General features: G+C 60.6%; 14 protein-coding genes and 1 pseudogene. 14 read left to right on the plus strand and 1 reads right to left on the minus strand.

Features of this window, described 5'->3' with window-relative positions; translation table 11 throughout:
* The first annotated feature begins 562 nt into the window (after window positions 1–562).
* The 9 genes and pseudogenes from CFU_RS10315 (at window position 563) to CFU_RS10355 (ending at window position 14359) form a co-directional block, all read left to right on the plus strand.
* A complete protein-coding gene (locus tag CFU_RS10315; RefSeq protein ID WP_041741696.1) occupies window positions 563–5446 on the plus strand; it encodes an NAD-glutamate dehydrogenase in 4884 nt (1627 codons plus the stop codon).
* A gap of 81 nt (window positions 5447–5527) precedes the next feature.
* Window positions 5528–6255 (plus strand): annotated as a pseudogene (locus CFU_RS10320) (crotonase/enoyl-CoA hydratase family protein).
* Window positions 6256–6477: 222 nt separating this feature from the next.
* On the plus strand, window positions 6478–8244 hold the full coding sequence (locus CFU_RS10325; protein ID WP_014005987.1) for a thiamine pyrophosphate-binding protein: 1767 nt from the start codon (window positions 6478–6480) through the stop codon (window positions 8242–8244).
* Between the two features lie 87 nt (window positions 8245–8331).
* Entirely contained in the window at window positions 8332–8811 is a 480-nt protein-coding gene (locus tag CFU_RS10330) for a formate dehydrogenase subunit gamma (protein WP_014005988.1), read from the plus strand.
* On the plus strand, window positions 8808–10400 hold the full coding sequence (locus CFU_RS10335) for a formate dehydrogenase beta subunit (protein WP_014005989.1): 1593 nt from the start codon (window positions 8808–8810) through the stop codon (window positions 10398–10400). Before CFU_RS10330 ends, CFU_RS10335 begins: the two co-directional genes overlap by 4 nt.
* 89 nt (window positions 10401–10489) lie before the next feature.
* Entirely contained in the window at window positions 10490–13354 is a 2865-nt protein-coding gene (gene fdhF, locus CFU_RS10340; protein WP_041741698.1) for a formate dehydrogenase subunit alpha, read from the plus strand.
* A 22-nt stretch (window positions 13355–13376) separates the two neighbouring features.
* Window positions 13377–13601, plus strand: coding sequence for a formate dehydrogenase subunit delta (locus CFU_RS10345; RefSeq protein WP_014005991.1), 225 nt, complete (start codon window positions 13377–13379; stop codon window positions 13599–13601).
* 99 nt (window positions 13602–13700) lie between these two features.
* The gene (locus CFU_RS25535) at window positions 13701–13907 is read left to right on the plus strand and encodes a DUF4160 domain-containing protein (protein WP_202946143.1); all 207 of its coding nucleotides are present in this window, start codon (window positions 13701–13703) and stop codon (window positions 13905–13907) included.
* A gap of 26 nt (window positions 13908–13933) precedes the next feature.
* Window positions 13934–14359: a DUF2442 domain-containing protein gene (locus tag CFU_RS10355; RefSeq protein WP_014005992.1), complete on the plus strand. Its 426-nt coding sequence runs from the start codon at window positions 13934–13936 to the stop codon at window positions 14357–14359.
* On the opposite strand, the gene CFU_RS10360 is transcribed toward CFU_RS10355, so the two are convergent.
* Window positions 14356–15285 (minus strand): LysR family transcriptional regulator, encoded by a 930-nt coding sequence (locus tag CFU_RS10360; protein WP_014005993.1) that lies wholly within the window; start codon window positions 15283–15285, stop codon window positions 14356–14358. The genes CFU_RS10355 and CFU_RS10360 overlap by 4 nt on opposite strands.
* A 190-nt stretch (window positions 15286–15475) precedes the next feature.
* Between CFU_RS10360 and CFU_RS10365 the strand changes: the two genes are divergently transcribed.
* From CFU_RS10365 to oxlT (CFU_RS10385), 5 genes are all read left to right on the plus strand, one after another.
* Window positions 15476–15811, plus strand: coding sequence for a hypothetical protein (locus CFU_RS10365; RefSeq protein ID WP_014005994.1), 336 nt, complete (start codon window positions 15476–15478; stop codon window positions 15809–15811).
* Window positions 15812–16155: 344 nt separating this feature from the next.
* Entirely contained in the window at window positions 16156–17496 is a 1341-nt protein-coding gene (gene oxlT, locus CFU_RS10370; RefSeq protein WP_014005995.1) for an oxalate/formate MFS antiporter, read from the plus strand.
* 243 nt (window positions 17497–17739) lie between these two features.
* On the plus strand, window positions 17740–18507 hold the full coding sequence (locus tag CFU_RS10375; RefSeq protein ID WP_014005996.1) for a fumarylacetoacetate hydrolase family protein: 768 nt from the start codon (window positions 17740–17742) through the stop codon (window positions 18505–18507).
* A 58-nt stretch (window positions 18508–18565) separates the two neighbouring features.
* Window positions 18566–19576 carry a 2-dehydropantoate 2-reductase gene (locus CFU_RS10380; RefSeq protein WP_014005997.1) on the plus strand — a complete coding sequence of 337 codons (1011 nt, stop codon included), beginning with the start codon at window positions 18566–18568 and terminating at the stop codon, window positions 19574–19576.
* A 218-nt stretch (window positions 19577–19794) separates the two neighbouring features.
* Entirely contained in the window at window positions 19795–21096 is a 1302-nt protein-coding gene (gene oxlT, locus CFU_RS10385) for an oxalate/formate MFS antiporter (RefSeq protein ID WP_014005998.1), read from the plus strand.
* Window positions 21097–21116 lie beyond the last annotated feature (20 nt).

The following is a 21116-nucleotide window of genomic DNA, read 5'->3' on the forward strand; positions in this document are numbered from 1 at the left end:
TTTAATTAAATTGATTTTTCGTGAATTTAAGGTCGTGAAATTATGTTTTTGATATTTTTATAAGGTTTTTCTTTGTCAAATAACTATGAGACGGGGGTGAGAAAGAGTTTCCTGTGGGAAAAGTTGAACGGCGGAAAACAGCACCAGACCGAGGGCCTGGCTTTTTGGAGAGCAAAATATGGAGAGGTTTCCGCAGCTCGGCCGGAACGGCTAAACCAAGAGGTCGGGAGTTGCGTTTTTGTTCAGGGAAAAACAGGCGCCTTGCCCTTGCCGATAAAGTTTTGTCACGTGCGCGGTCCATGGCGCGGCGCACCATCGACTGCGTGTCTTCGGCCGCTTACCGTAGTCTGGGTAGTCTGAAAAGCGGCTGTCAACCTCCGGCTGCGGCAGGAATTGGCGCCGTCGTCAGCGTAAATTAGCACAAGCTCTTTACCGCAAGATGACGGAGCGCCGAGAAGGCGCGCCGCCAGAGTTGTTTTTTTTAAAAGCCTGTGGTTTTGTGCCTGTCATAGGTAGAATCTAAGCAGAGTAAGACTTGAAGTTAACTGTCCGAAAGAGAGCCATGCCCAACACCGCCGCAGAAAGAAAACAGCAAAAACTGACAGAGATGGTCGAATTCGCGCGCGAGCGCCTCGCGCCGGCAGTGTTCGCACCGATGCAAGCCTTCCTGGTCGAGTATTACTCGCAAGTGGGGGAAGAGCAGATACTGAGCCGCGACATCGCCGACCTGTACGGCGCTGCCGTCGCCCACTGGCAGTTTGCGCGGCACTTTGTCAGCGGCACGCCGCGCGTGCGCATCTACAATCCGCGGGTGGACGAGCATGGCTGGCAGTCCGGCCATAGCGTGATCGAGATCGTCAACGACGACATGCCGTTCCTGGTCGATTCGGTAAGCACCGAGATCAACCGCCTCGGCCTGACCCTACACGCGGTGATCCACCCGGTGTTCCGGGTCTGGCGCGACGCCAGCGGCCAGGTCGAAAAAATCCAGCGCGCCAGCGAGAATGTGGGCAAGGATAGCAAGGACAACGATAAGGCAAAGCTGGAGTCGACCATCCATATCGAAGTGGACCGCTGCACCGAAGCTGCCCGGATGGAAGAAATCCTGGCCGGCGTGCTCAAGGTGCTGGGCGACGTCCGCGCCGCGGTGGAAGACTGGCGCCAGATGATGACCGCCGCCAGCGCCGCGATCGACGATCTCAAGCAGCAGGACAACAGCGATGCCGCGCAGCAGGGCGAGATCGCCGAGGCGCGCGCCTTCCTGGAGTGGATGATAGATGATCATTTTACGTTCCTCGGCTATCGCGATTACGAACTGGTGGTCAGCGATGGCGAAAACTACCTGCAGGGCGTACCCGGTTCCGGCCTCGGCATCCTGCGCGATGCCCTGCGCGCCGCCGATAGCGCCGACATGACCAAGCTGCCGGTCAGCGCGCAAGGCATCATCGACGCGCAATCGCCGATTTTCATCACCAAGGCCAATTCGCGCGCCACCGTGCACCGCGCCGGTTATCTCGACTATGTCGGCGTCAAGCGCTACGGCGCCGGCGGCAAGGTGATCGGCGAGCGCCGCATTGTCGGCCTGTATACCTCGACCGCCTACATGGTGCCGACCAGCGAGATCCCGCTGGTGCGGCGCAAAGTGGCGAAGGTGCTGGAGCGCGCCGGTTTTGTCCCGAGAGGCCACCTGGCCAAGACCTTGACCACCATCCTCGAGCAGTACCCGCGCGACGAACTGTTCCAGGTCGACGAAGATGAACTGTTCGATACCGCCAGCGGCATCCTGCGCCTGGAAGAGCGCCAGCGCACCCGCCTGTTTGTGCGGCGCGACGCTTTCGGCCGTTATGTTTCCTGCCTGGTGTTCGTGCCGCGCGACCGTTTCAACACCGAACTGCGCGAACGGATCCAGGACTTGCTGCTGGAAGCCTTCAACGGCACCGGCGTCGAATTCACGCCCTTGCTGTCGGAATCGGTATTGGCGCGCATCCAGTTTACGGTGCGCACCGAACCGGGCAGCGTTGCCGACATCAATGTCGAACAGCTGGAAGCGCGCATCGTGCAAGCCACGCGGCGCTGGCAGGACGACCTGACCGAGGCCCTGCTGGAACAGCGCGGCGAGGAGCAGGGAACGCGGCTGCTGCGCCGGTACGCCACGTCATTCCCGGCCGGTTTCCGCGAAGATTATTCGGCGCGCACCGCGGTGCACGACATCGCCTTGCTGGAAGCCGCGCAGCAGGAAACCGGGCTGGCCATGAGCTTGTACCGCCCAATCGAGGCGGCGCCGGCTTCGCTGCGCCTGAAAATCTACCGCGCCGGCAAGCCGATGGCCTTGTCGCAGAGCTTGCCGATGCTGGAGCACATGGGCGTCAAGGTCAACGAAGAGCGTCCTTACCGCATCGAGCTGCAGGACGGCGAACCGGCCTGGATCCACGATTTCGGCATGCAGAGCGCGGACGACAGCGAAGTCGAGATCGACCGCATCAAGGGCGTGTTCGAAGATGCGTTCGCGCGCGTCTGGAGCGGCGAGGCGGATAACGACGATCTCAACCGGCTGGTTCTGCGGGCCCGGCTCAACTGGCGCGAAGTCACCATCTTGCGTGCTTATGCGCGTTACCTGCGGCAAGTCGGCTCCACGTTCAGCAATGCCTATATCGAACAGGCCTTGACCGCCAACCCGGCGATTGCGCGCAAGCTTGTGGAACTGTTCCTGGTACGCTTTGATCCGTCCCAGGCGGCCGGAGCTGAAGCCAAGGCCAAGTCCTTGCTGCAGCAGACCGAAGAAGCGATGGACCAGGTGCCTAACCTGGACGAAGACCGTATCCTGCGCCAGTTCCTGGGCGTGATCAGCGCCACCTTGCGCACCAACTATTTCCAGCACGGCGCCGACGGCCAGCCCAAGCCTTACCTGTCGTTCAAGTTCGATCCGGCCAAGGTGCCGGGGCTGCCCGCGCCCAAGCCGATGTTCGAGATCTGGGTCTATTCGCCGCGTTTTGAGGGCGTCCACCTGCGCGGCGGTAAAGTGGCCCGCGGCGGGCTGCGCTGGTCCGACCGGCGCGAGGATTTCCGCACCGAAGTGCTGGGCCTGGTGAAGGCGCAGATGGTCAAGAACGCAGTGATCGTGCCGGTCGGCTCCAAGGGCGGCTTCGTGCTCAAGAACGCGCCGCCGGCCAGCGACCGCGACGCCTACCTGCGCGAAGGGGTGGCCTGTTACCAGAATTTCCTGCGCGGGCTGCTCGACCTGACCGACAACCTGGTCGACGGCAAGGTGGTGCCGCCGCAAGACGTGGTGCGCTACGATCCCGACGACCCTTACCTGGTGGTTGCGGCCGACAAGGGCACCGCCAGCTTCTCCGATTACGCCAATGCGGTTTCCGCCGAATACGGCTTCTGGCTGGGCGACGCCTTTGCCTCCGGCGGCTCGGTCGGTTACGACCACAAGAAAATGGGGATCACCGCGCGCGGCGCCTGGGAAGCGGTCAAGCGCCACTTCCGCGAAACCGGCCTGAATACCCAGGAGCAGGATTTCACCGTGGTCGGCATCGGCGACATGTCCGGCGACGTGTTCGGCAACGGCATGCTGCTGTCGCGCCATATCAAGCTGCTGGCCGGTTTCGACCATCGCCACATTTTCCTCGACCCGGATCCCGATCCGGCCGCCAGCTTTGCCGAGCGCGAGCGCCTGTTTGCCTTGCCGCGCTCAAGCTGGGCCGACTACAACACCGGCCTGATTTCCAGCGGCGGCGGCGTTTTTGCGCGCAGCCTCAAGACCATTCCGCTGACGCCGCAAGTGCAGGCGGCGCTCGGCATCAGCGCGAGTGAACTGGCGCCGACCGAGTTGATACGCGCCATCCTGCTGGCGCCGGTGGACCTGCTCTACAACGGCGGCATCGGCACCTACATCAAGGCTACCCGCGAAAGCCACGCCCAGGTCGGCGACCGCAGCAACGACGCGATCCGCGTCAACGGCGCCGAGCTCAACTGCAAGGTGGTGGCCGAAGGCGGCAACCTCGGCTGCACCCAGTTCGGCCGCATCGAGTTTGCCCAGAAGGGCGGCCGCATCTGCACCGACGCCATCGACAATTCAGCCGGCGTCGACTGCTCCGACCATGAGGTGAACATCAAGATCATGCTCGGCCTGATCGTCAGCGAAGGCGAAATGACCGAGAAACAGCGCAACAAGCTGCTGGCGGAAATGACCGAGGAAGTCGGCCTGCAGGTGCTGACCGACAACTACTACCAGACCCAGGCCTTGTCGGTGGCGGGCCGCCGCGCCGCCAGCCTGCTGGAGCCGGAGTCGCGCCTGATCCGTTTCCTGGAACGCGCCGGCCGGCTGGACCGTGCGGTCGAATTCCTGCCGTCGGAAGAAGAGTGCGCGGAACGCAAGACCGCGAAACTGGGACTCACCACACCGGAACGTGCGGTGCTGATGGCGTATAACAAGATGTGGCTGTATGAAGAGCTGCTGGCTTCGGATTTGCCGGCAGACCCGTTCATCGCCAGTTCGCTGGCCGCTTATTTCCCGCAGCCGCTGCGCGAACGCTACCCGGACGCCATGCAGCGCCATCCGTTGGCGCGCGAGATCATCTCGACCTACCTGGTGAACACGCTGACCAACCGCGTCGGCGCAACCTTTGTCCACCAGCTGGCCGACGAAAGCGGCGCCAGCCCGACCGACGTGCTGCGCGCCAGCGTCATCGCGCGCGAGGTGTTCGGTTTCGAGGAAATCTGGCAAGACATCGACGCCCTCGACAACCTGGTGCCGGATGCCCTGCAGGCGCAGATGTTTGTCGATGTCGGCGGCCTGATCGAGCACGCCAGTTTCTGGTTCCTGCATCGCCATGTGCAAGAAGCGTCGATCGAAGCCACGGTGCTGCGCTTCCGCCAGGCCGCCGACCAGCTGGGACCGCAGCTGGTATCGCTGCTGGCGGCCGGCGACGCCGAAGCGCTCAGGGCGAAACGCGATGCCTTGATACAGGCCGGCGTCTCCGAACAGCTGGCGCGCCGGGTCGCCAGCGCCGAACTGATCGGCGCGGTGCTGGATATCGCCGAAGTGGCGGCCTCCACCGAGCGCAGCCTTGAACTGGTGGCGGCGGTCTATTTTGCGCTGGACGTCAATCTCAACTTCGGCTGGATGCGCGAGCGGGCCGGTGCGCTGCCGGTCGACTCGCACTGGCAGACCCTGGCGCGCACCGCCTTGCAGAGCGACCTGACCGGCTTGCAGCGGGCGTTGACGGCCAAGGTGATCCAGCTGTCGCCGTCGCTCGAGCAATCGCAGGAAATGATCGAGGTCTGGCAGGCTGCCAGCCGTACGCCGCTGGAACGTTACCGCCGTTTGCTGACCGATTTCCAGATGGGCGGCAACGTCGACCTGGCGATGCTGTCGGTGGCGGGCGCGCGAGATGCGGGCAATCGAAACCATCTGAGGAGTTGTTTTATCTCTAGCTGAAGCAGCCGCCTGGCAGGCAGAAAGGCAAGGCCATGGATACCGTTTCATTCCGACACCGACGGCGCCATCTGCACCATCACCATGGCGCGGCCGGAAAAACGCAATGCCGTCGACCGCCCAATGGCCGAGGCATTGCGCCTGGCGTTTGAGCGGTTTGAAGCCGAGCCGGCGCTGAAGGTAGCGGTACTGGCTGGCGCCGGCGGCCATTTGTGCGCCGGCGCCGACCAANNNNCAATGTGCGATCCGGCCTTGCGCAACAATTGCTCGCCGATGGCGGCGGCAGCGGCCCGATGGGACCGAGCCGAATGGCTTTGTCGAAACCGNTGATCGCCGCCATCAATGGCTGCGCCGTGGCGGGCGGACTGGAGCTGGCGCTGCTGGCCGATTTGCGGGTGGCTGACGAAGACGCCGTGCTCGGCGTGTTTTGCCGGCGCTGGGGCGTGCCCCTGATCGACGGCGGCACGGTGCGCCTGCCGCGCCTGGTCGGCATGGGCCGTGCGCTCGACCTGATCCTCACCGGCCGGCCGGTAACGGCGGCGGAAGCCCTGGCCATGGGGCTGGTCAATCGCGTCACCCCGCCAGGCGCCGCGCTGGCGGCGGCGCAGGAGCTGGCGCGCGAGGTCGCCGGTTTTCCGCAGCAATGCATGCTGGCCGACCGCCGTTCCGCGTATGAGCAGTGGGACCTGCCGCTGGCCGAGGCGCTGCGCCGCGAAGGCGTTCAAGGCGTGCCGATTGTATTCGCCGAAGGCGAGGCGGGGGCCGCCAGGTTCACGCACGGCGCCGGCCGTCATGGCCGTTCCGAGGACTGACCAGTCTTTACATCTCAAACCGATAAGATCCGTTTGTTGTCAAATACACCTTGCTTCGCGCCTGCCGGCCTGTGTTGCGGGGATCGCTGCGCCTGGAGAAACAAAAGGAAGGAAACTTGACTGGGGTCAATGCCGTCCTCTCTATGAGCTGGCTAAGATGGCATCAAGCTAAAGCAATGCAAGAGGTATTGCGGCGGCAGATAACCGATAACAGGAGGAGCAATGGCAGCAGTGATATCCGAGTCGAAGGTCGCGTCTGTGTCAAGTACGACCGCCGACGATACGCTCAAACGCAAGAGCCGCGACGCCGGCGTGGTGTCAGGCGGGCATCTGGTGGCGCGCGCGCTGAAGAATGAAGGCGTGGACACGATCTTTACGCTGTGCGGCGGCCATATTATCGATATTTACGATGGCTGCATCGATGAAGGCATCCGCATCATCGATGTGCGCCATGAGCAGGTCGCAGCCCATGCCGCCGACGGTTATGCGCGCCAGACCGGCAAGCTGGGCGTGGTGGTGACGACGGCCGGTCCCGGCTGCACCAATGCCGTGACCGGGATTGCGACAGCGTTCCGTTCGGAAAGCCCGGTATTGCATATCGGCGGCCAGGGCGGCATCACCCAGCACATGATGGGTTCGCTGCAAGACTTGCCGCATACCGAAATGATGCGGCCGATCACCAAATTCTCCGAAGGCGTGCGTTCCACCGAACGGGTGGCCGACATGGTGTCGATGGCGATCCGGGCCTGCTTTGCCGGCGCGCCCGGCCCGGCTTACCTGGAAATTCCGCGCGATGTGCTGGACCGCGAAATCGAGATCAGTAAAGCAGTGATTCCGGCGGCCGGCCAATACCGTGCTTCGGTCCGCTCCTTGGGCGATGTCGCCGATATCGAGAAACTGGCCGACATCCTGGTGCAGGCGGAGCGTCCGGTGGTCTTGTACGGCGGCCAGGTCTGGTCCTCGCGCGGCCACAAGGAAGCGATCGACCTGGTGCGCGGCCTGGACATCCCGGCGTATTTCAACGGCGCCTCGCGCGGCTTGCTGCCGCCGGGCGATCCGCATCACTTCGACCGCACCCGGCGCGAAGGTTTCGACAAGGCCGACGTGATCCTGATCGTCGGCACGCCGTTCGACTTCCGCATGGGCTACGGCAAACGGCTGGGCCTGAACGCCAAGGTGATCCAGATCGACCAGGATTACCGTACGGTCGGCAAGAACCGCGACATCACGCTGGGCCTGGTGGGCGATCCCGGCGCGATCCTGGGGGCTGTCTTGCAGGCCGCCAGCGGTCGCATCAACAAGACAGCGCAAGAGAAGCGCCGGTCCTGGATGAAACAGTTGCAGCAGCAGGAAGCGATTGCGACCGAGAAGCTGATGCCCTTGTTCAAGTCGAACAGCTCGCCGATCCATCCCTACCGGGTGGCGTATGAAATCAACGAGTTCCTGAACGACGACACGATCTACATCGGCGACGGCGGCGACGTGGTGACGATTTCGGCGCAGGCGGTGCGTCCGCGCAATCCGGGCCAATGGATGGATCCGGGCGCGCTGGGCAGCCTGGGCGTGGGCACCGGTTTTGCGATTGCAGCCGGCTTGGCCAATCCGGAGAAGGAAGTGATGTGTTACTACGGCGACGGCGCATTCAGCATGACGTCGTTCGACATGGAAACGGCGAACCGTTTCGGGGTGCCGTACATCGCGGTGATCGGCAACAACTCGGCGATGAACCAGATCCGTTACGGCCAGCTGGCGAAATACGGCGAAGAACGCGGCAATGTGGGCAATTTGCTGAGCGATATCCCTTACGGCAAGTTTGCCGAGATGCTGGGCGGGCATGGCGAAGAGGTGCGCGATCCGGCGCAGATCGCTGGGGCGTTGCAGCGGGCGCGGGAAGCGGTGCGCAAGACACGGCGTTGTGCGGTGGTCAATATCTGGGTCGATCCTGCGGTGTATGCCCCGGGAACCATGGCCCAGACCATGTACAAATAAGCCGCTTAATAAGCCACTGAGCATCATGTTGCAGACCGATGCATCCGGATGAGCAGTCATCCGGATGCATTGGCACGGAGAGCCGCAATGGGAAAGCATCAAGTTGTAGACATGGAACACATCGCCTCGCTCATCGCTGCGCAAAAAACGCTGCCTGGGGCGCTGTTGCCTATCCTCCATGCGATCCAGGAGTCGGCCGGTTATATCCCGGCCGAAAGCGTGCCTGTGATCGCGCAAGAGCTGAACCTCTCGCGCGCGGAAGTGCACGGCGTGATCAGCTTTTATCATTATTTCCGCCAGCATCCGGCCGGCCGCCATGTAGTGCAGATCTGCCGCGCCGAGGCTTGCCAGGCGCGCGGTTCGGCGGCGCTGGAAGCACACGCCAAGACAGTGCTGGGCTGCGATTTCCACGGCACTGCCAAGGATGGCGAGTTCAGCCTGGAAGCCGTGTATTGCCTGGGCCAGTGCGCCTGCGGCCCGGCCATCATGATCAACGACGAATTGCACGCCAGGGTCAGCCACGGCAAGCTGGATCGGTTGTTGCAAGCCAAGCGAGGTGTGTCATGAGCATTACCGTCTATGTACCGCGTGATTCCACCGCGCTGGCGCTGGGCGCCAATGAGGTTGCCGCGGCAATCGTGGCCGAAGCGGCGAAGCGCGGCCAGCAAATCACCCTGGTGCGCAACGGTTCGCGCGGCATGTTCTGGCTGGAGCCGCTGGTCGAAGTGGCTACCGCCGCCGGCCGCATCGGCTACGGACCGGTTGCGCCGGAGGACGTTGCCGGCCTGTTCGACGCGGACTTGTTCAATGCTGATGTCCTGGCCGGCGGCCAGCATCGCCTGGCTTTGGGGCTGGTCGACGAAATTCCCTATCTGAAGAACCAGGAACGCCTGACTTTTGCGCGCGTAGGCATTACCGATCCGGTATCGCTGGACGACTACCTGGCGCATGAAGGTTACCTGGGCCTGCAAAACGCCCTCGCCATGCAGAGCGCCGATATCGTCCAGGAAGTGCTGGATTCCGGCCTGCGCGGACGCGGCGGCGCGGCTTTCCCGACCGGCATCAAATGGAAGACGGTGCTGGGTGCCCAGGGTGCGCAAAAATACATCGTCTGCAATGCCGACGAAGGCGACTCCGGCACATTTTCCGACCGCATGATCATGGAAGACGATCCCTTCGTGCTGATCGAAGGCATGACCATCGCCGGCCTGGCTGTCAACGCCGACTATGGCTACATCTACGTGCGCTCGGAATATCCGCATGCGATTGCGGTATTGAACGAAGCGATCGCCACCGCCAATGCGCGCGGTTTCCTGGGTAAAAACATCCTCGGTTTCGGCAAGGATTTCCAGCTGGAAGTGCGCAAGGGCGCCGGCGCCTATGTGTGCGGCGAAGAAACCGCCTTGCTGGAAAGCCTGGAAGGCAAGCGCGGCGTGGTGCGCGCCAAGCCGCCGCTGCCGGCGATCGAAGGCCTGTTTGGCAAACCGACCGTGATCAACAATGTGATCACCCTGGCTAGCGTGCCGATAGTGCTGGCGCGCGGCGCGGCGTTCTACAAGAATTTCGGGCAAGGGCGTTCGATGGGCACCTTGCCGATGCAACTGGCAGGCAACATCAAATACGGCGGCCTGGTGGAGAAAGCGTTTGGCGTCACCTTGCGCGAACTGCTGTTCGACTTCGGCGGCGGCACCGAAAGCGGCCGCACCATGCGCGCGGTGCAGGTCGGCGGCCCGCTGGGACCGTACCTGCCGCCGGCGCTGTTTGATACGCCGCTGGATTACGAAGCCTTTGCCGCCGTCGGCGGCACGGTCGGCCATGGCGGCATGGTGGTGTTCGACGACAGCGTCGACATGGCGCAGCAGGCGCGCTACTCGATGGAATTCTGCGTGGTCGAATCCTGCGGGAAATGCACGCCTTGCCGCATCGGCTCGACCCGCGGCGTGGAAGTGATCGACAAGATCATCGCCAATGCAAATCCGGCGAACACTGGCCAGCGCCAGCAGCAGATCCACCTGCTGCGCGATTTGTGCGACACCATGATCAACGGCTCCCTGTGTGCAATGGGCAGCATGACGCCGTTGCCGGTGTTGTCGGCCCTGAACCATTTTCCGGAAGATTTTGGCGCGCCGCCTGCGGCAGTCGGCAAGGCGGCATAAAGAAACAATAAAGCGCAGGCCTATGCGCGAACAAAGAATCAAGCTGCAGCGTGCGACCCGGTCGCATCGGCCAACAGGAGAAACAGAGAATGAACCAGCTCAATGAAATAGATTACGGCACGCCGGAGCGGCTGTCGGAACGGATGATCACTCTGGAAATCGACGGCGTCAATGTCGACGTGCCGGCCGGCACCTCGGTGATGCGCGCGGCCATGGATGCCGGCATCAGCGTTCCCAAATTGTGCGCTACCGACAGCCTGGAGCCGTTCGGTTCCTGCCGCCTGTGCCTGGTCGAAATCGAAGGACGTAGGGGTTATCCGGCGTCTTGCACCACGCCGTGCGAGCCGGGCATGAAGGTCAGGACGCAGACACCTAAGCTGGCCGATATCCGGCGCGGCGTGATGGAGCTGTACATTTCCGACCACCCGCTCGATTGCCTGACTTGCCCGACCAACGGTAATTGCGAACTGCAGGATATGGCTGGCGTGACCGGATTGCGTGAAGTCCGCTACGGCTATGAAGGCGATAACCACCTGAAGATGAAGAAGGATGAATCGAATCCTTACTTCACCTACGACCCGTCCAAGTGCATCGTCTGCAATCGCTGCGTGCGCGCCTGTGAAGAGACCCAGGGAACGTTTGCCTTGACGATTGACGGCCGCGGTTTCGAATCGCGCGTGTCGGCCGGGCAGATGGATAGTTTCATGGAATCGGAATGCGTGTCCTGCGGCGCTTGCGTGCAAGCCTGCCCGACGGCGACGCTGACCGAAAAGACCGTGATCATGATGGGCCAGGCCGAGCACAGCAAGATCACCACTTGCGCCTATTGCGGCGTCGGCTGCTCGTTCAAGGCCGAGATGAAGGGCAATGAAGTAGTGCGCATGGTGCCGCACAAGGATGGCAAGGCCAACCACGGTCACTCCTGCGTCAAGGGTCGTTTTGCCTGGGGTTACGCGACCCACAAGGACCGCATCACCAAGCCGATGATACGCAGCAAGATCACCGATCCATGGCGCGAAGTGTCCTGGGATGAAGCGCTGACGTACGCCGCCAGCGAATTCCGCCGCATCCAGGCCAAGCATGGCAAGGATTCGATAGGCGGCATTACGTCCTCCCGCTGCACCAATGAAGAAACCTATCTGGTGCAAAAACTGGTGCGCGCCGCTTTCGGCAACAACAATGTCGATACCTGCGCCCGCGTTTGCCATTCGCCTACCGGTTATGGCTTGAAACAAACGCTGGGCGAATCGGCCGGCACCCAGACTTTCGATTCGGTCATGCAATCGGACGTGATCATGATCATTGGCGCCAACCCAGCCTCGGGCCATCCGGTGTTCGCTTCGCAGATGAAGCGCCGTCTGCGCCAGGGCGCCAAGCTGATCGTGGTCGATCCGCGCACCACTGAAATGGTGAAGTCGCCACACGTTGAAGCCGATTACCACCTGAAACTGCGCCCCGGCACCAATGTCGCGGTAGTGACGGCCTTGGCCCATGTGATCCTGTCGGAAGGCCTGGAACAGGTCGATTTCATCGCTGAGCGCTGCGACCGGCAATCGTATGCCGACTGGAAAGCCTTCGTGCTGCGCCCGGACAATTCGCCGGAAGCGATGGAAGCTATTACCGGCATACCGGCTGCAGAGATGCGCGGCGCCGCACGTTTGTTTGCTACTGCCGGCAACGGCGCGATCTATTACGGCCTCGGCGTCACCGAGCATGCACAGGGTTCGACTACCGTGATCGGCATCGCCAACCTGGCCATGGCCACCGGCAATGTCGGACGCGAAGGCGTCGGCGTCAATCCGCTGCGCGGCCAGAACAATGTGCAAGGCGCCTGCGACATGGGTTCTTTCCCGCATGAATTGCCGGGCTACCGCCATATCTCTGACAGCATCGCCCGCGCCCAGTTTGAGCAGGCATGGGGCGTGACACTGGCCGCAGAACCAGGCTTGCGTATCCCCAACATGTTCGATGCCGCCATGGACGGCAGTTTCATGGGCCTGTATTGCGAAGGCGAGGACATCGTGCAGTCCGATCCGAATACCCAGCACGTGACAGCGGCGCTGTCGAACATGGAATGCATCGTGGTGCAAGACATTTTCCTCAACGAGACCGCCAAGTACGCCCACGTATTCCTGCCGGGTTCGTCGTTCCTGGAAAAGGATGGCACTTTCACCAATGCCGAGCGGCGGATTTCGCGCGTGCGCAAGGTGATGCCTGCCAAGGCCGGCCTGTCCGACTGGGAAGTCACGATTGCCCTGGCCAAGGCGCTGGGATATGAAATGCCGTACAAGCATCCGTCCGAAATCATGGATGAAATCGCGGCCCTGACGCCAACCTTCCATGGCGTCAGCTACGCCAAGCTGGAAAAGCTGGGCAGCATCCAATGGCCATGCAATGACGCGGCGCCGGACGGCACGCCTATCATGCACATCGACGAGTTTGTGCGCGGCAAAGGCAAGTTCATCAATACGCAATACATCGCTACCGATGAAAAGGTCACGCAGAAATATCCGCTGATTCTCACCACCGGCCGCATCCTGTCGCAATACAATGTCGGCGCCCAGACCCGGCGCACCGAGAATGTCGAGTGGCATAGCGAAGACCGGCTGGAAATCCATCCGCATGACGCCGAGGACCGCGGCATACGCGAAGACGACTGGGTCGGCATCGAATCGCGCGCAGGGCAGACCGTGCTGCGCGCGACGGTGACCGAGCGGGTGCAGCCGGGCGTGGTATACACCACCTTCCACTTCCCGGAATCGGGCGCGAACGTGATCACCACCGACAATTCCGACTGGGCCACCAACTGTCCGGAGTACAAGGTGACGGCAGTGCAGGTGATGCCGGTGGCGCAGCCGTCCGAGTGGCAGCAGCAGTACAGCCGTTTCAACCGCGAGCAGCTGGGGTTGCTGGCGGGCGAGGCTGCGCAGCTAGCGGATGCCGTAAGCAAATGAATCGAACTATCAAGGGAAAAAAATGAATCCGGGCAATCTTATAAAAATGGCGAACCAGATCGGCAGTTTCTTTGAAACCATGCCTGACAGGGAACAGGCGCAAAGCGATATCGCCAGCCACATCAAGCGCTTCTGGGAGCCGCGCATGCGGCGCTCCTTGCTGCAGTATGTGGATCAGCACGACGGCGTCGACCTGATGGAGATTGTGCTGGAGACCTTGCGTAGTCATCGTGCCGCAGTGCTCTGACAGGCGGCTGCGATTTTGTGATTTTCCTTATATCAACTTGGAGTAAAGTTAAATTTCTGATAAATAAAAATAACCCAACTCGCTTGGGTTTTTGCTATAATGCCCACTGTACTGGCAATTCTCGGACTGCGCGTAACCATTTATCCAAACGATCATCGTCCAGCCCATGTTCATGTTATCGGGCACGGATGCGAGGCAGTGTTTAACCTGCACTGCCCGGATGGACCAGCCGAATTGCGAGAGAATTATGATTTTTCCCAGAGAGCTGAACAAGATCGCGAGCGGGCTAAACGCTTGCCTGGCTGATCTTTGCGGCAAGTGGAGTCAGATACATGGACATTACTGATAAGGTTTTTGAAGCGGCCAACCAGCGCGCCGCCGCTGCCAGGAAAACATTCCCCGCGGCGGTGGAGGTGCGTTACGACCGCCGCGTAGCGCGCATCGTCATTGTGCTTGTCTCCGGCCTGGAGCTGGCATTTTCTCCCAAGCAGGTGCAAGGGCTGGAGCATGCGCATCCAGCCGAGCTTGCCGACGCGGAAATTACTCCTTCCGGTCTGGGAATTCACTTTCCGCAGCTGGACGCCGATTTGTACCTGCCGGCATTGCTTGAAGGTTTTCTCGGCTCAAAACGCTGGATGGCCTCCGAGATCGGCAAAATGGGCGGCAAGATATCCACTGAGGCAAAGGCCAAGGCCGCACGCGAAAACGGCAAGCTGGGCGGACGGCCCAGGAAAACCAAAGAATTGAAGGCTGCTTAAGATTTCAATTTGAAACGGGTAAACGTTTCAATCAGCTGAGCCCCGTCGCTCATCAAGAAATTCTCGAAGGCGATCGCCACCGGCGGCAGCTGCTTGTGCTGACGATGCACCACGTACCAGTTCAGCATCGCCGGAAAACCCTGGACGTCCAGCACCACCAGGTTGCCGACCTGCAGCTCCAGGCTGATGGTATGCACCGACAGGAAGCTGATGCCCATGCCTGCGATCACCGCCTGCTTGATGGTTTCAAAGCTCTTGATCTCCATGGCCACATTGAGCTGCGCCAGGTGGTCGCCAAAACTCTCCTGCATGGAATTCCAGGTATCCGAACCTCTTTCGCGCACGATGAACGGTTCGCGCATCAAGCGCGCCATCGGAATCCGCTTCTTGCCGGCCAGCGGATGCTGGGGTGAAGCCACGATGACGTAAGGGTGGGGTGCGAACGCGCGCCGGACCATGCCGGGATCTTCCGGCGGCCTGACCATGATCGCCAGGTCGGTCTGGTTCTCCTGCAGGTTGCGCAACAATTCTTCGCGGTTATGCACGGTCAGCTTGAGGCTGACGTTTTCATGGCGGCGCTGGAACTCGGCCAGCAGGCGCGGGAAAAAATAATCGCCGGCGCTGATCACGGCGACATTCAACCGGCCGCCGGAGACGCCTTTCAGCTGCGCCATCGCATCTTCCGCTTCACGGAACTGCTGGATGATCATGCGTCCATGCCGCAGCATTTCCACGCCTGCGGCAGTCAGGTAGATTTTCTTTCCCAGCTGCTCGAACAAGGGCAGGCCTGCGTGTTCCTCAAGCTGCTTGACCTGCAGCGACACCGCCGGCTGCGTCAGGTGCAATTCTTCCGCCGCCCGCGAATAACTCAGGTGGCGTGCCACGGTCTCGAAGGTTTTCAGCTGCCGCAACGTAGCGTTTTTCATTCTTGTCTCGTTTTTATAATAAGTATGTACTAATGATTATGCACAAAAACTTTAACTATGACTAATGATTTATTTTCCCTACCATGGCTTCAAGTCTGGAGATAAACGCAGAGCAGGCGCAGATGAATCCTGCAGATGAGTCCACCCGTAATTCCGATCACTGAAACCTGTATTTAGGAGGAAATGAATCATGGCCAGCATCACCATCGAGCGCACTTTTTTTGACCCTGCCGAAGAAACATCCCTGTTTGCCTACAACGCGGCTTTCCACGAGCTGGGCTTGAGCTGGCACTGGGATTACGATACCTACCGTTCGCTGCTGGCCGGCGCCAGCGAGAAGAACGTGATTTGCACCTATATAGAAACGCATCAGCGCCACTTGCTGAATGCCTACGACGCCGATTTCCTGATCAAGGCGATCGAAAGCGCCCGGGCGCAATGCCTGGAAAATATCAAGGCATCCGGCAGCCAGCCTGGCTTCAGCGTCAACTGGGCGGAAGTGCAGCGCGCCGAAGTCGGCATCTGACGCAGCGTTGTTTTTGACCCAGGCGCCAGGCTGCAAAGACAGCCGCGCTTAGTTGTATGTGACTCGGTTTCATGAGAATCAATGAATTGGACTTTTTCCTGGCAGATCCGGCATTTTTTCGAGAACAGAAAATTACTAATCTTGACCGTAGTCAAGGATCGCTCGAACAAGTCCTCGCACAATCAGTGCGACCATGCATTTTCCGCGATGGCTGCAAAAGACGGCGACGCGGACGGATAAGAGATGCAGGGTGGACATACAACTCATGGTCGCCCATGCGCAATGCTAGGCACAATGCAGTGTTCATGGCGACGTAGAAAACCAACCATAATGGAGACGGAGACATGAATCAAGACAGTGCACTAGGGGGCAAGGTATCGAATTCCCATCGATGGTGGCAGCTCATCATGGGAATTGTCTGCATGGCCATGATTGCCAACCTGCAGTACGGCTGGACCTTGTTCGTTAATCCTATTTCTGAAAAATACGGCTGGAGCAAGGCTGCGATCCAGATTGCCTTTACCGTGTTCGTGCTGACCGAAACCTGGCTGGTGCCTATCGAAGGCTACCTGGTCGACAAGCTGGGCCCGCGCCCGGTGGTATTGGTGGGCGGCATCCTGTGCGGCCTTGGCTGGGTACTGAATTCCTACGCATCTTCCTTGCCGATGTTATACATCGCGGCGGCCATCAGCGGCGTCGGTGCTGGCGCTGTATACGGCACCTGCGTCGGCAATGCGCTGAAGTGGTTCCCGGACCGGCGAGGGCTGGCGGCGGGGCTTACCGCGGCCGGCTTCGGCGCCGGTTCGGCGATTACCATCATCCCGATTTCGGCAATGATCAAGAGCAGCGGCTATGAATCGGCGTTCTTCTACTTCGGCATCGGCCAAGGTGTGATCGTGTTCCTGATCGCGCTGGGCCTGAAGACGGCGCCAAGCTACCTGAAGAAGGGAGCCGCAGCCTTGAAAATCAAGGTGCAGCAGGGACGGCGCGACTACCGGCCGAGCGAAGTGCTGCGGCAGCCGGTGTTCTGGATCATGTACCTGATGTTCGTCACGGTAGCTGCCGGCGGCCTGATGGCGACCGCGCAGCTGGGACCGATCGCCAAGGACTTCAAGGTGATGGACGTGCCGGTCAACATCATGGGCCTGGTCTTGCCTGCGCTGACTTTTGCACTGGCGATCGACCGTGTCCTGAACGGATTGACGCGGCCGTTTTTCGGCTGGGTATCGGACCAGATCGGACGCGAGCAAACCATGTTCATCTGCTTCGCGCTGGAATCGTTCGGCATCCTGATGCTGTATAAATTCGGCGCCGATCCGCTGCTGTTCGTGGTCCTGACGGGGCTGGTGTTCTTTGCCTGGGGTGAAATCTACAGCTTGTTTCCATCCACCTGCGCGGACACCTTCGGCAGCAAATATGCGGCAGCCAACGCCGGTCTCTTGTATACCGCGAAAGGCACAGCGGCCTTGCTGGTGCCGTTTTCCAGCATGCTGACCGCCGCTACCGGCAGCTGGGAGGCGGTGTTTGTGGTCAGCAGCGTGATGAATGCGGTGGCTGCCTTGCTGGCATGGTTTGTATTGAAACCGATGCGAAAGGCGCTCATGGATCAATCGATTCCGGAACACGAACTTAACAAAGAAGCTGAACTGAAAGCGCTAGGCCGCGTTCCTGACCGCCTGGTCTGACCATCATCGGATTTTACCCTTGGATTCTTGTGGGCGATCCCCTCAAGAATCCAGGCGGTCTTGGCTAAAGTAAGGCAGTCCGCATCGGCGCTCCGGTTTTCGAGCCATTCATTCACACAGCAGCAGCTTGCCGGCGCCCGCAACCGGGTGCGACGGGACAGGTGCGCGGCAAATATTTACATGGCTTGCCCGGCGTCCAGGGCAAGTCTTTCAAATTCTTGACAGGTCGGGGAAAGATTAAAAATGATACAGCGCTGGCTACGGTTCACATACCAGAATACAGTCCGCTTCGGCACCTTGGAAGGCAAGCGGGTGCAGATATGGGAAGGCGACATGTTCGCCGCGCCTAAGCCGTCCGGCTTGTTTGTCGACCTGGCTGAGGTAAAGGTGCTGATGCCGACCCGGCCGAGCAAGATCCTGGCCCTGTGGAACAACTTCGGCGCGCTCGGCGCCAAGCTGAACCTGGCGCGGCCGGTCGAACCGCTGTACCTGATCAAAGCGCCGAATTCTTACCTGAATCCGCAGGAAACCATCCGCCAGCCGGCGGCAGGCGGCAAAGTGGTGTTCGAGGGCGAACTGGGCATCGTGATCGGCAAAACCGCCAGCCGGGTGGCCGAAGCCGAGGCCGGCAAATACATTTTCGGTTATACCTGCGCCAACGACGTCACGGTAGCCGACATCCTGAACCGCGATCCGTCGTTTGTGCAGTGGGTGCGCGCCAAGGGTTGCGACACCTTCTGTCCGTTCGGACCGGTAGTAGCGAGCGGGCTGGATCCGAGCACGCTGACAGTGCGGACCATCCTGAACGGCGAAGTGCGGCAGGATTACCCGGTCAGCGACATGCTGTTTTCAGCGGCGCAGCTGGTGAGCCTGATTTCCCAGGACATGACGCTTTATTCCGGCGACATCATCTTGTGCGGCACCTCGGTCGGGGTCGGCTCGATGAAACCGGGCAGCACGGTGGAAATCGAGATCGAAGGCATAGGCAAGCTCAGCAACCGTTTTGAGTAGGAGCGAGTTGCGGCTGCAGCGGCGCTTCCAGGTTTTTTATTACTAGTACGGAGCAATCATGAAAATCGCAATTGTGGGAGCGGGGGCCATCGGCGGCTATGTCGGCGCCAAGCTGTCGCTGGCTGGCGAAGACGTTACCTTTATCGTGCGCGGCGCCAACCTCGAGGCCATACGCCGCAACGGCATGAAGCTGATCCTGGAGGATGGCTCGGAACACATCGCCGACCAGGTCAAGGCCACCGACAACTACCGGCTGGCCGGCCGCCAGGACCTGGTCATCCTGGCGCTCAAGGCGCACCAGCTGGAAAGCATCGCCGACCAGCTGCATCATCTGCTGGGGCCGGAGACGGCGATCGTGACCATGCAGAACGGCATTCCTTATTGGTATTTCTACAAGCATGGCGGCGCCCTGGAAGGCAGTCATCTGAAAATGGTGGACCCGACCGGCGAGATCAGCGAAAAAATCCCGGCGTCGCGGGTGATCGGCTGCGTGGTGTATCCGGCGTCCGAGCTGATTGCGCCGGGCGTGGTGCGTCATTTTGAAGGCGAACGTTTTCCTTTGGGAGAGCTGGATGGTTCCAGCAGCGAACGGGTTACGCGCATCTCGGCATGTTTTGTAAACGCCGGCTTCAAGGCGCCGGTGCTGGACGACATCCGTTCCGAAATCTGGCTCAAGCTGTGGGGCAACCTGAGTTTCAATCCGATCAGCGCGCTGACCCATTCGACGCTGGTCGACATCTGCCAGTTTCCCTTGTCGCGCGAGCTGGCGGCGGCGCTGATGACCGAGGCGCAGACGATCGCCCACAAGCTCGGGATCAGCTTCCGGGTGCCGCTCGACAAGCGGATTGCCGGCGCCGAAAAAATAGGCAAGCATAAAACGTCAATGCTGAAAGATGTGGAAGCAGGGCGCGCATTGGAAATCGATGCGCTGGTCGGCTCGGTGATCGAATTGGCGCGCCTCACCCACACGCCGACGCCGCACCTGGATACGGTCTATGCCCTGGTGAAACTGCTGGCCAAGACCTTCGAGGAAGAACGCGGGCAAGTGCAATTGCAGCGCGTGGCCTGAGCTGAGCGGCGGCGCATAGCGAATCCGGTTCGGCGGCAAAGTGCGCAATCTTAACCTTCGTCAAGGATTAAGCGAGGAAATTCTCGCAGAATGAATCATGGCGCAAGTTCCGCGTATTGCCGCCACAGGGATATTTGCGGTAGCACCAAAATAATATGTATTCAATAACGCGCACCCATAATAAATAAGCATCCTAAAATCATCAGGAGACAAGATACATGGACACCAGTAACGCCAAGCGAGCTCCTAATCGTTGGATTCAACTGATTATCGGCATCATCTGCATGGGCTTGGTCGCCAATCTGCAATATGCCTGGACATTGTTCGTCAACCCCATGGACGCTAAACACCACTGGGGCCAGGCAGCAATTCAATTATCGTTTTCCATTTTCATCGTGACTGAAACCTGGCTGGTGCCGATCGAAGGCTGGCTGGTCGACAAATTCGGGCCGCGCCCGGTGATTGCCATGGGTGCGCTGTTTGCCGGCGCCGGCTGGGTGATCAATTCGATGGCGACCAACCTGATCGAACTGTATGCCGCCGCGATCATTGCCGGCATAGGCGCCGGCTGCGTGTACGGCACATGCGTCGGCAATGCGCTGAAATGGTTTCCGGACCGCCGCGGCCTGGCGGCAGGGCTGACCGCTGCCGGCTTTGGCGCCGGCGCCGCGGTGACGGTGATCCCGATCGCCAACATGATCCAGTCGTCCGGCTACGAACGGGCTTTCCTGTTCTTCGGCATCCTGCAAGGCGTGTGCATTTTCCTGCTGGCCTTGCTGATGGTGAGGCCGGTGCCGCCCAAGGGCGTGGTGGTATCGAAGAAGATCACCATGACAAAAATCGATTACACGGCTGGGCAGATGATCAAGACCCCGGTGTTCTGGCTGATCTATGTGCTGTTCGTCGCGGTCGCCGCCGGCGGCCTGATGGCCACTGCGCAGCTGGCGCCGATCGCCAAGGATTTCGGCATCGCCAAGCTGCCGATGACGATGCTGGGCGTGACACTGCCGTTGCTCACCATGACGCTTTCCATCGACAATCTTTGCAATGGCTTTACACGGCCGCTGTGTGGTTTCATCTCCGACAAGATCGGCCGCGAAAACACCATGTTCATTGTCTTCATAGGCGAAGGCCTGGCCTTGCTGGGATTGATGGAATACGGCCATAACCCGTATGCCTTCATGCTGTTCGCAGCGTTGGTGTTCCTGTTCTGGGGCGAGATATTTTCGATCTTCCCGGCGATCTGCGCCGACACCTTCGGCAGCAAGTTCGCGGCCGGCAACGCGGGCACGCTTTACACCGCGAAGGGCACCGCAGCCTTGCTGGTGCCGCTGACTTCGGTGCTGTCCGCAGGCGGCGCCTGGAACCGGGTATTCCTGGCCGCTTCCATCATCACCATCGGCGCCGGCCTGGTCGCCAAGTTCATACTGGCGCCGATGCGCAAGCGCTGGGTGGATAAAGGCGTGCCGGCTTATTCGCCCGGGTTCGATCCGCATGCAGCGGCTGCGGTCAAGCGCTAAGACCGATTCATCACGCGGGA

It is taken from the genome of Collimonas fungivorans Ter331 (assembly GCF_000221045.1).
Classification (GTDB): domain Bacteria; phylum Pseudomonadota; class Gammaproteobacteria; order Burkholderiales; family Burkholderiaceae_D; genus Collimonas; species Collimonas fungivorans_A.

What these genes read in the sequence shown, in the direction of transcription:
- CFU_RS10345 (WP_014005991.1), top strand. Translation starts at nt 13,377, where the DNA reads ATGAATCCGGGCAATCTTATAAAAATGGCGAACCAGATCGGCAGTTTC.
- oxlT (WP_014005995.1), top strand. Translation starts at nt 16,156, where the DNA reads ATGAATCAAGACAGTGCACTAGGGGGCAAGGTATCGAATTCCCATCGA.
- fdhF (WP_041741698.1), top strand. Translation starts at nt 10,490, where the DNA reads ATGAACCAGCTCAATGAAATAGATTACGGCACGCCGGAGCGGCTGTCG.
- CFU_RS10315 (WP_041741696.1), top strand. Translation starts at nt 563, where the DNA reads ATGCCCAACACCGCCGCAGAAAGAAAACAGCAAAAACTGACAGAGATG.
- CFU_RS10380 (WP_014005997.1), top strand. Translation starts at nt 18,566, where the DNA reads ATGAAAATCGCAATTGTGGGAGCGGGGGCCATCGGCGGCTATGTCGGC.
- CFU_RS10330 (WP_014005988.1), top strand. Translation starts at nt 8,332, where the DNA reads ATGGGAAAGCATCAAGTTGTAGACATGGAACACATCGCCTCGCTCATC.
- CFU_RS10375 (WP_014005996.1), top strand. Translation starts at nt 17,740, where the DNA reads ATGATACAGCGCTGGCTACGGTTCACATACCAGAATACAGTCCGCTTC.
- CFU_RS10360 (WP_014005993.1), bottom strand. Translation starts at nt 15,285, where the DNA reads ATGAAAAACGCTACGTTGCGGCAGCTGAAAACCTTCGAGACCGTGGCA.
- CFU_RS25535 (WP_202946143.1), top strand. Translation starts at nt 13,701, where the DNA reads ATGCCCACTGTACTGGCAATTCTCGGACTGCGCGTAACCATTTATCCA.
- oxlT (WP_014005998.1), top strand. Translation starts at nt 19,795, where the DNA reads ATGGACACCAGTAACGCCAAGCGAGCTCCTAATCGTTGGATTCAACTG.
- CFU_RS10325 (WP_014005987.1), top strand. Translation starts at nt 6,478, where the DNA reads ATGGCAGCAGTGATATCCGAGTCGAAGGTCGCGTCTGTGTCAAGTACG.
- CFU_RS10335 (WP_014005989.1), top strand. Translation starts at nt 8,808, where the DNA reads ATGAGCATTACCGTCTATGTACCGCGTGATTCCACCGCGCTGGCGCTG.
- CFU_RS10355 (WP_014005992.1), top strand. Translation starts at nt 13,934, where the DNA reads ATGGACATTACTGATAAGGTTTTTGAAGCGGCCAACCAGCGCGCCGCC.
- CFU_RS10365 (WP_014005994.1), top strand. Translation starts at nt 15,476, where the DNA reads ATGGCCAGCATCACCATCGAGCGCACTTTTTTTGACCCTGCCGAAGAA.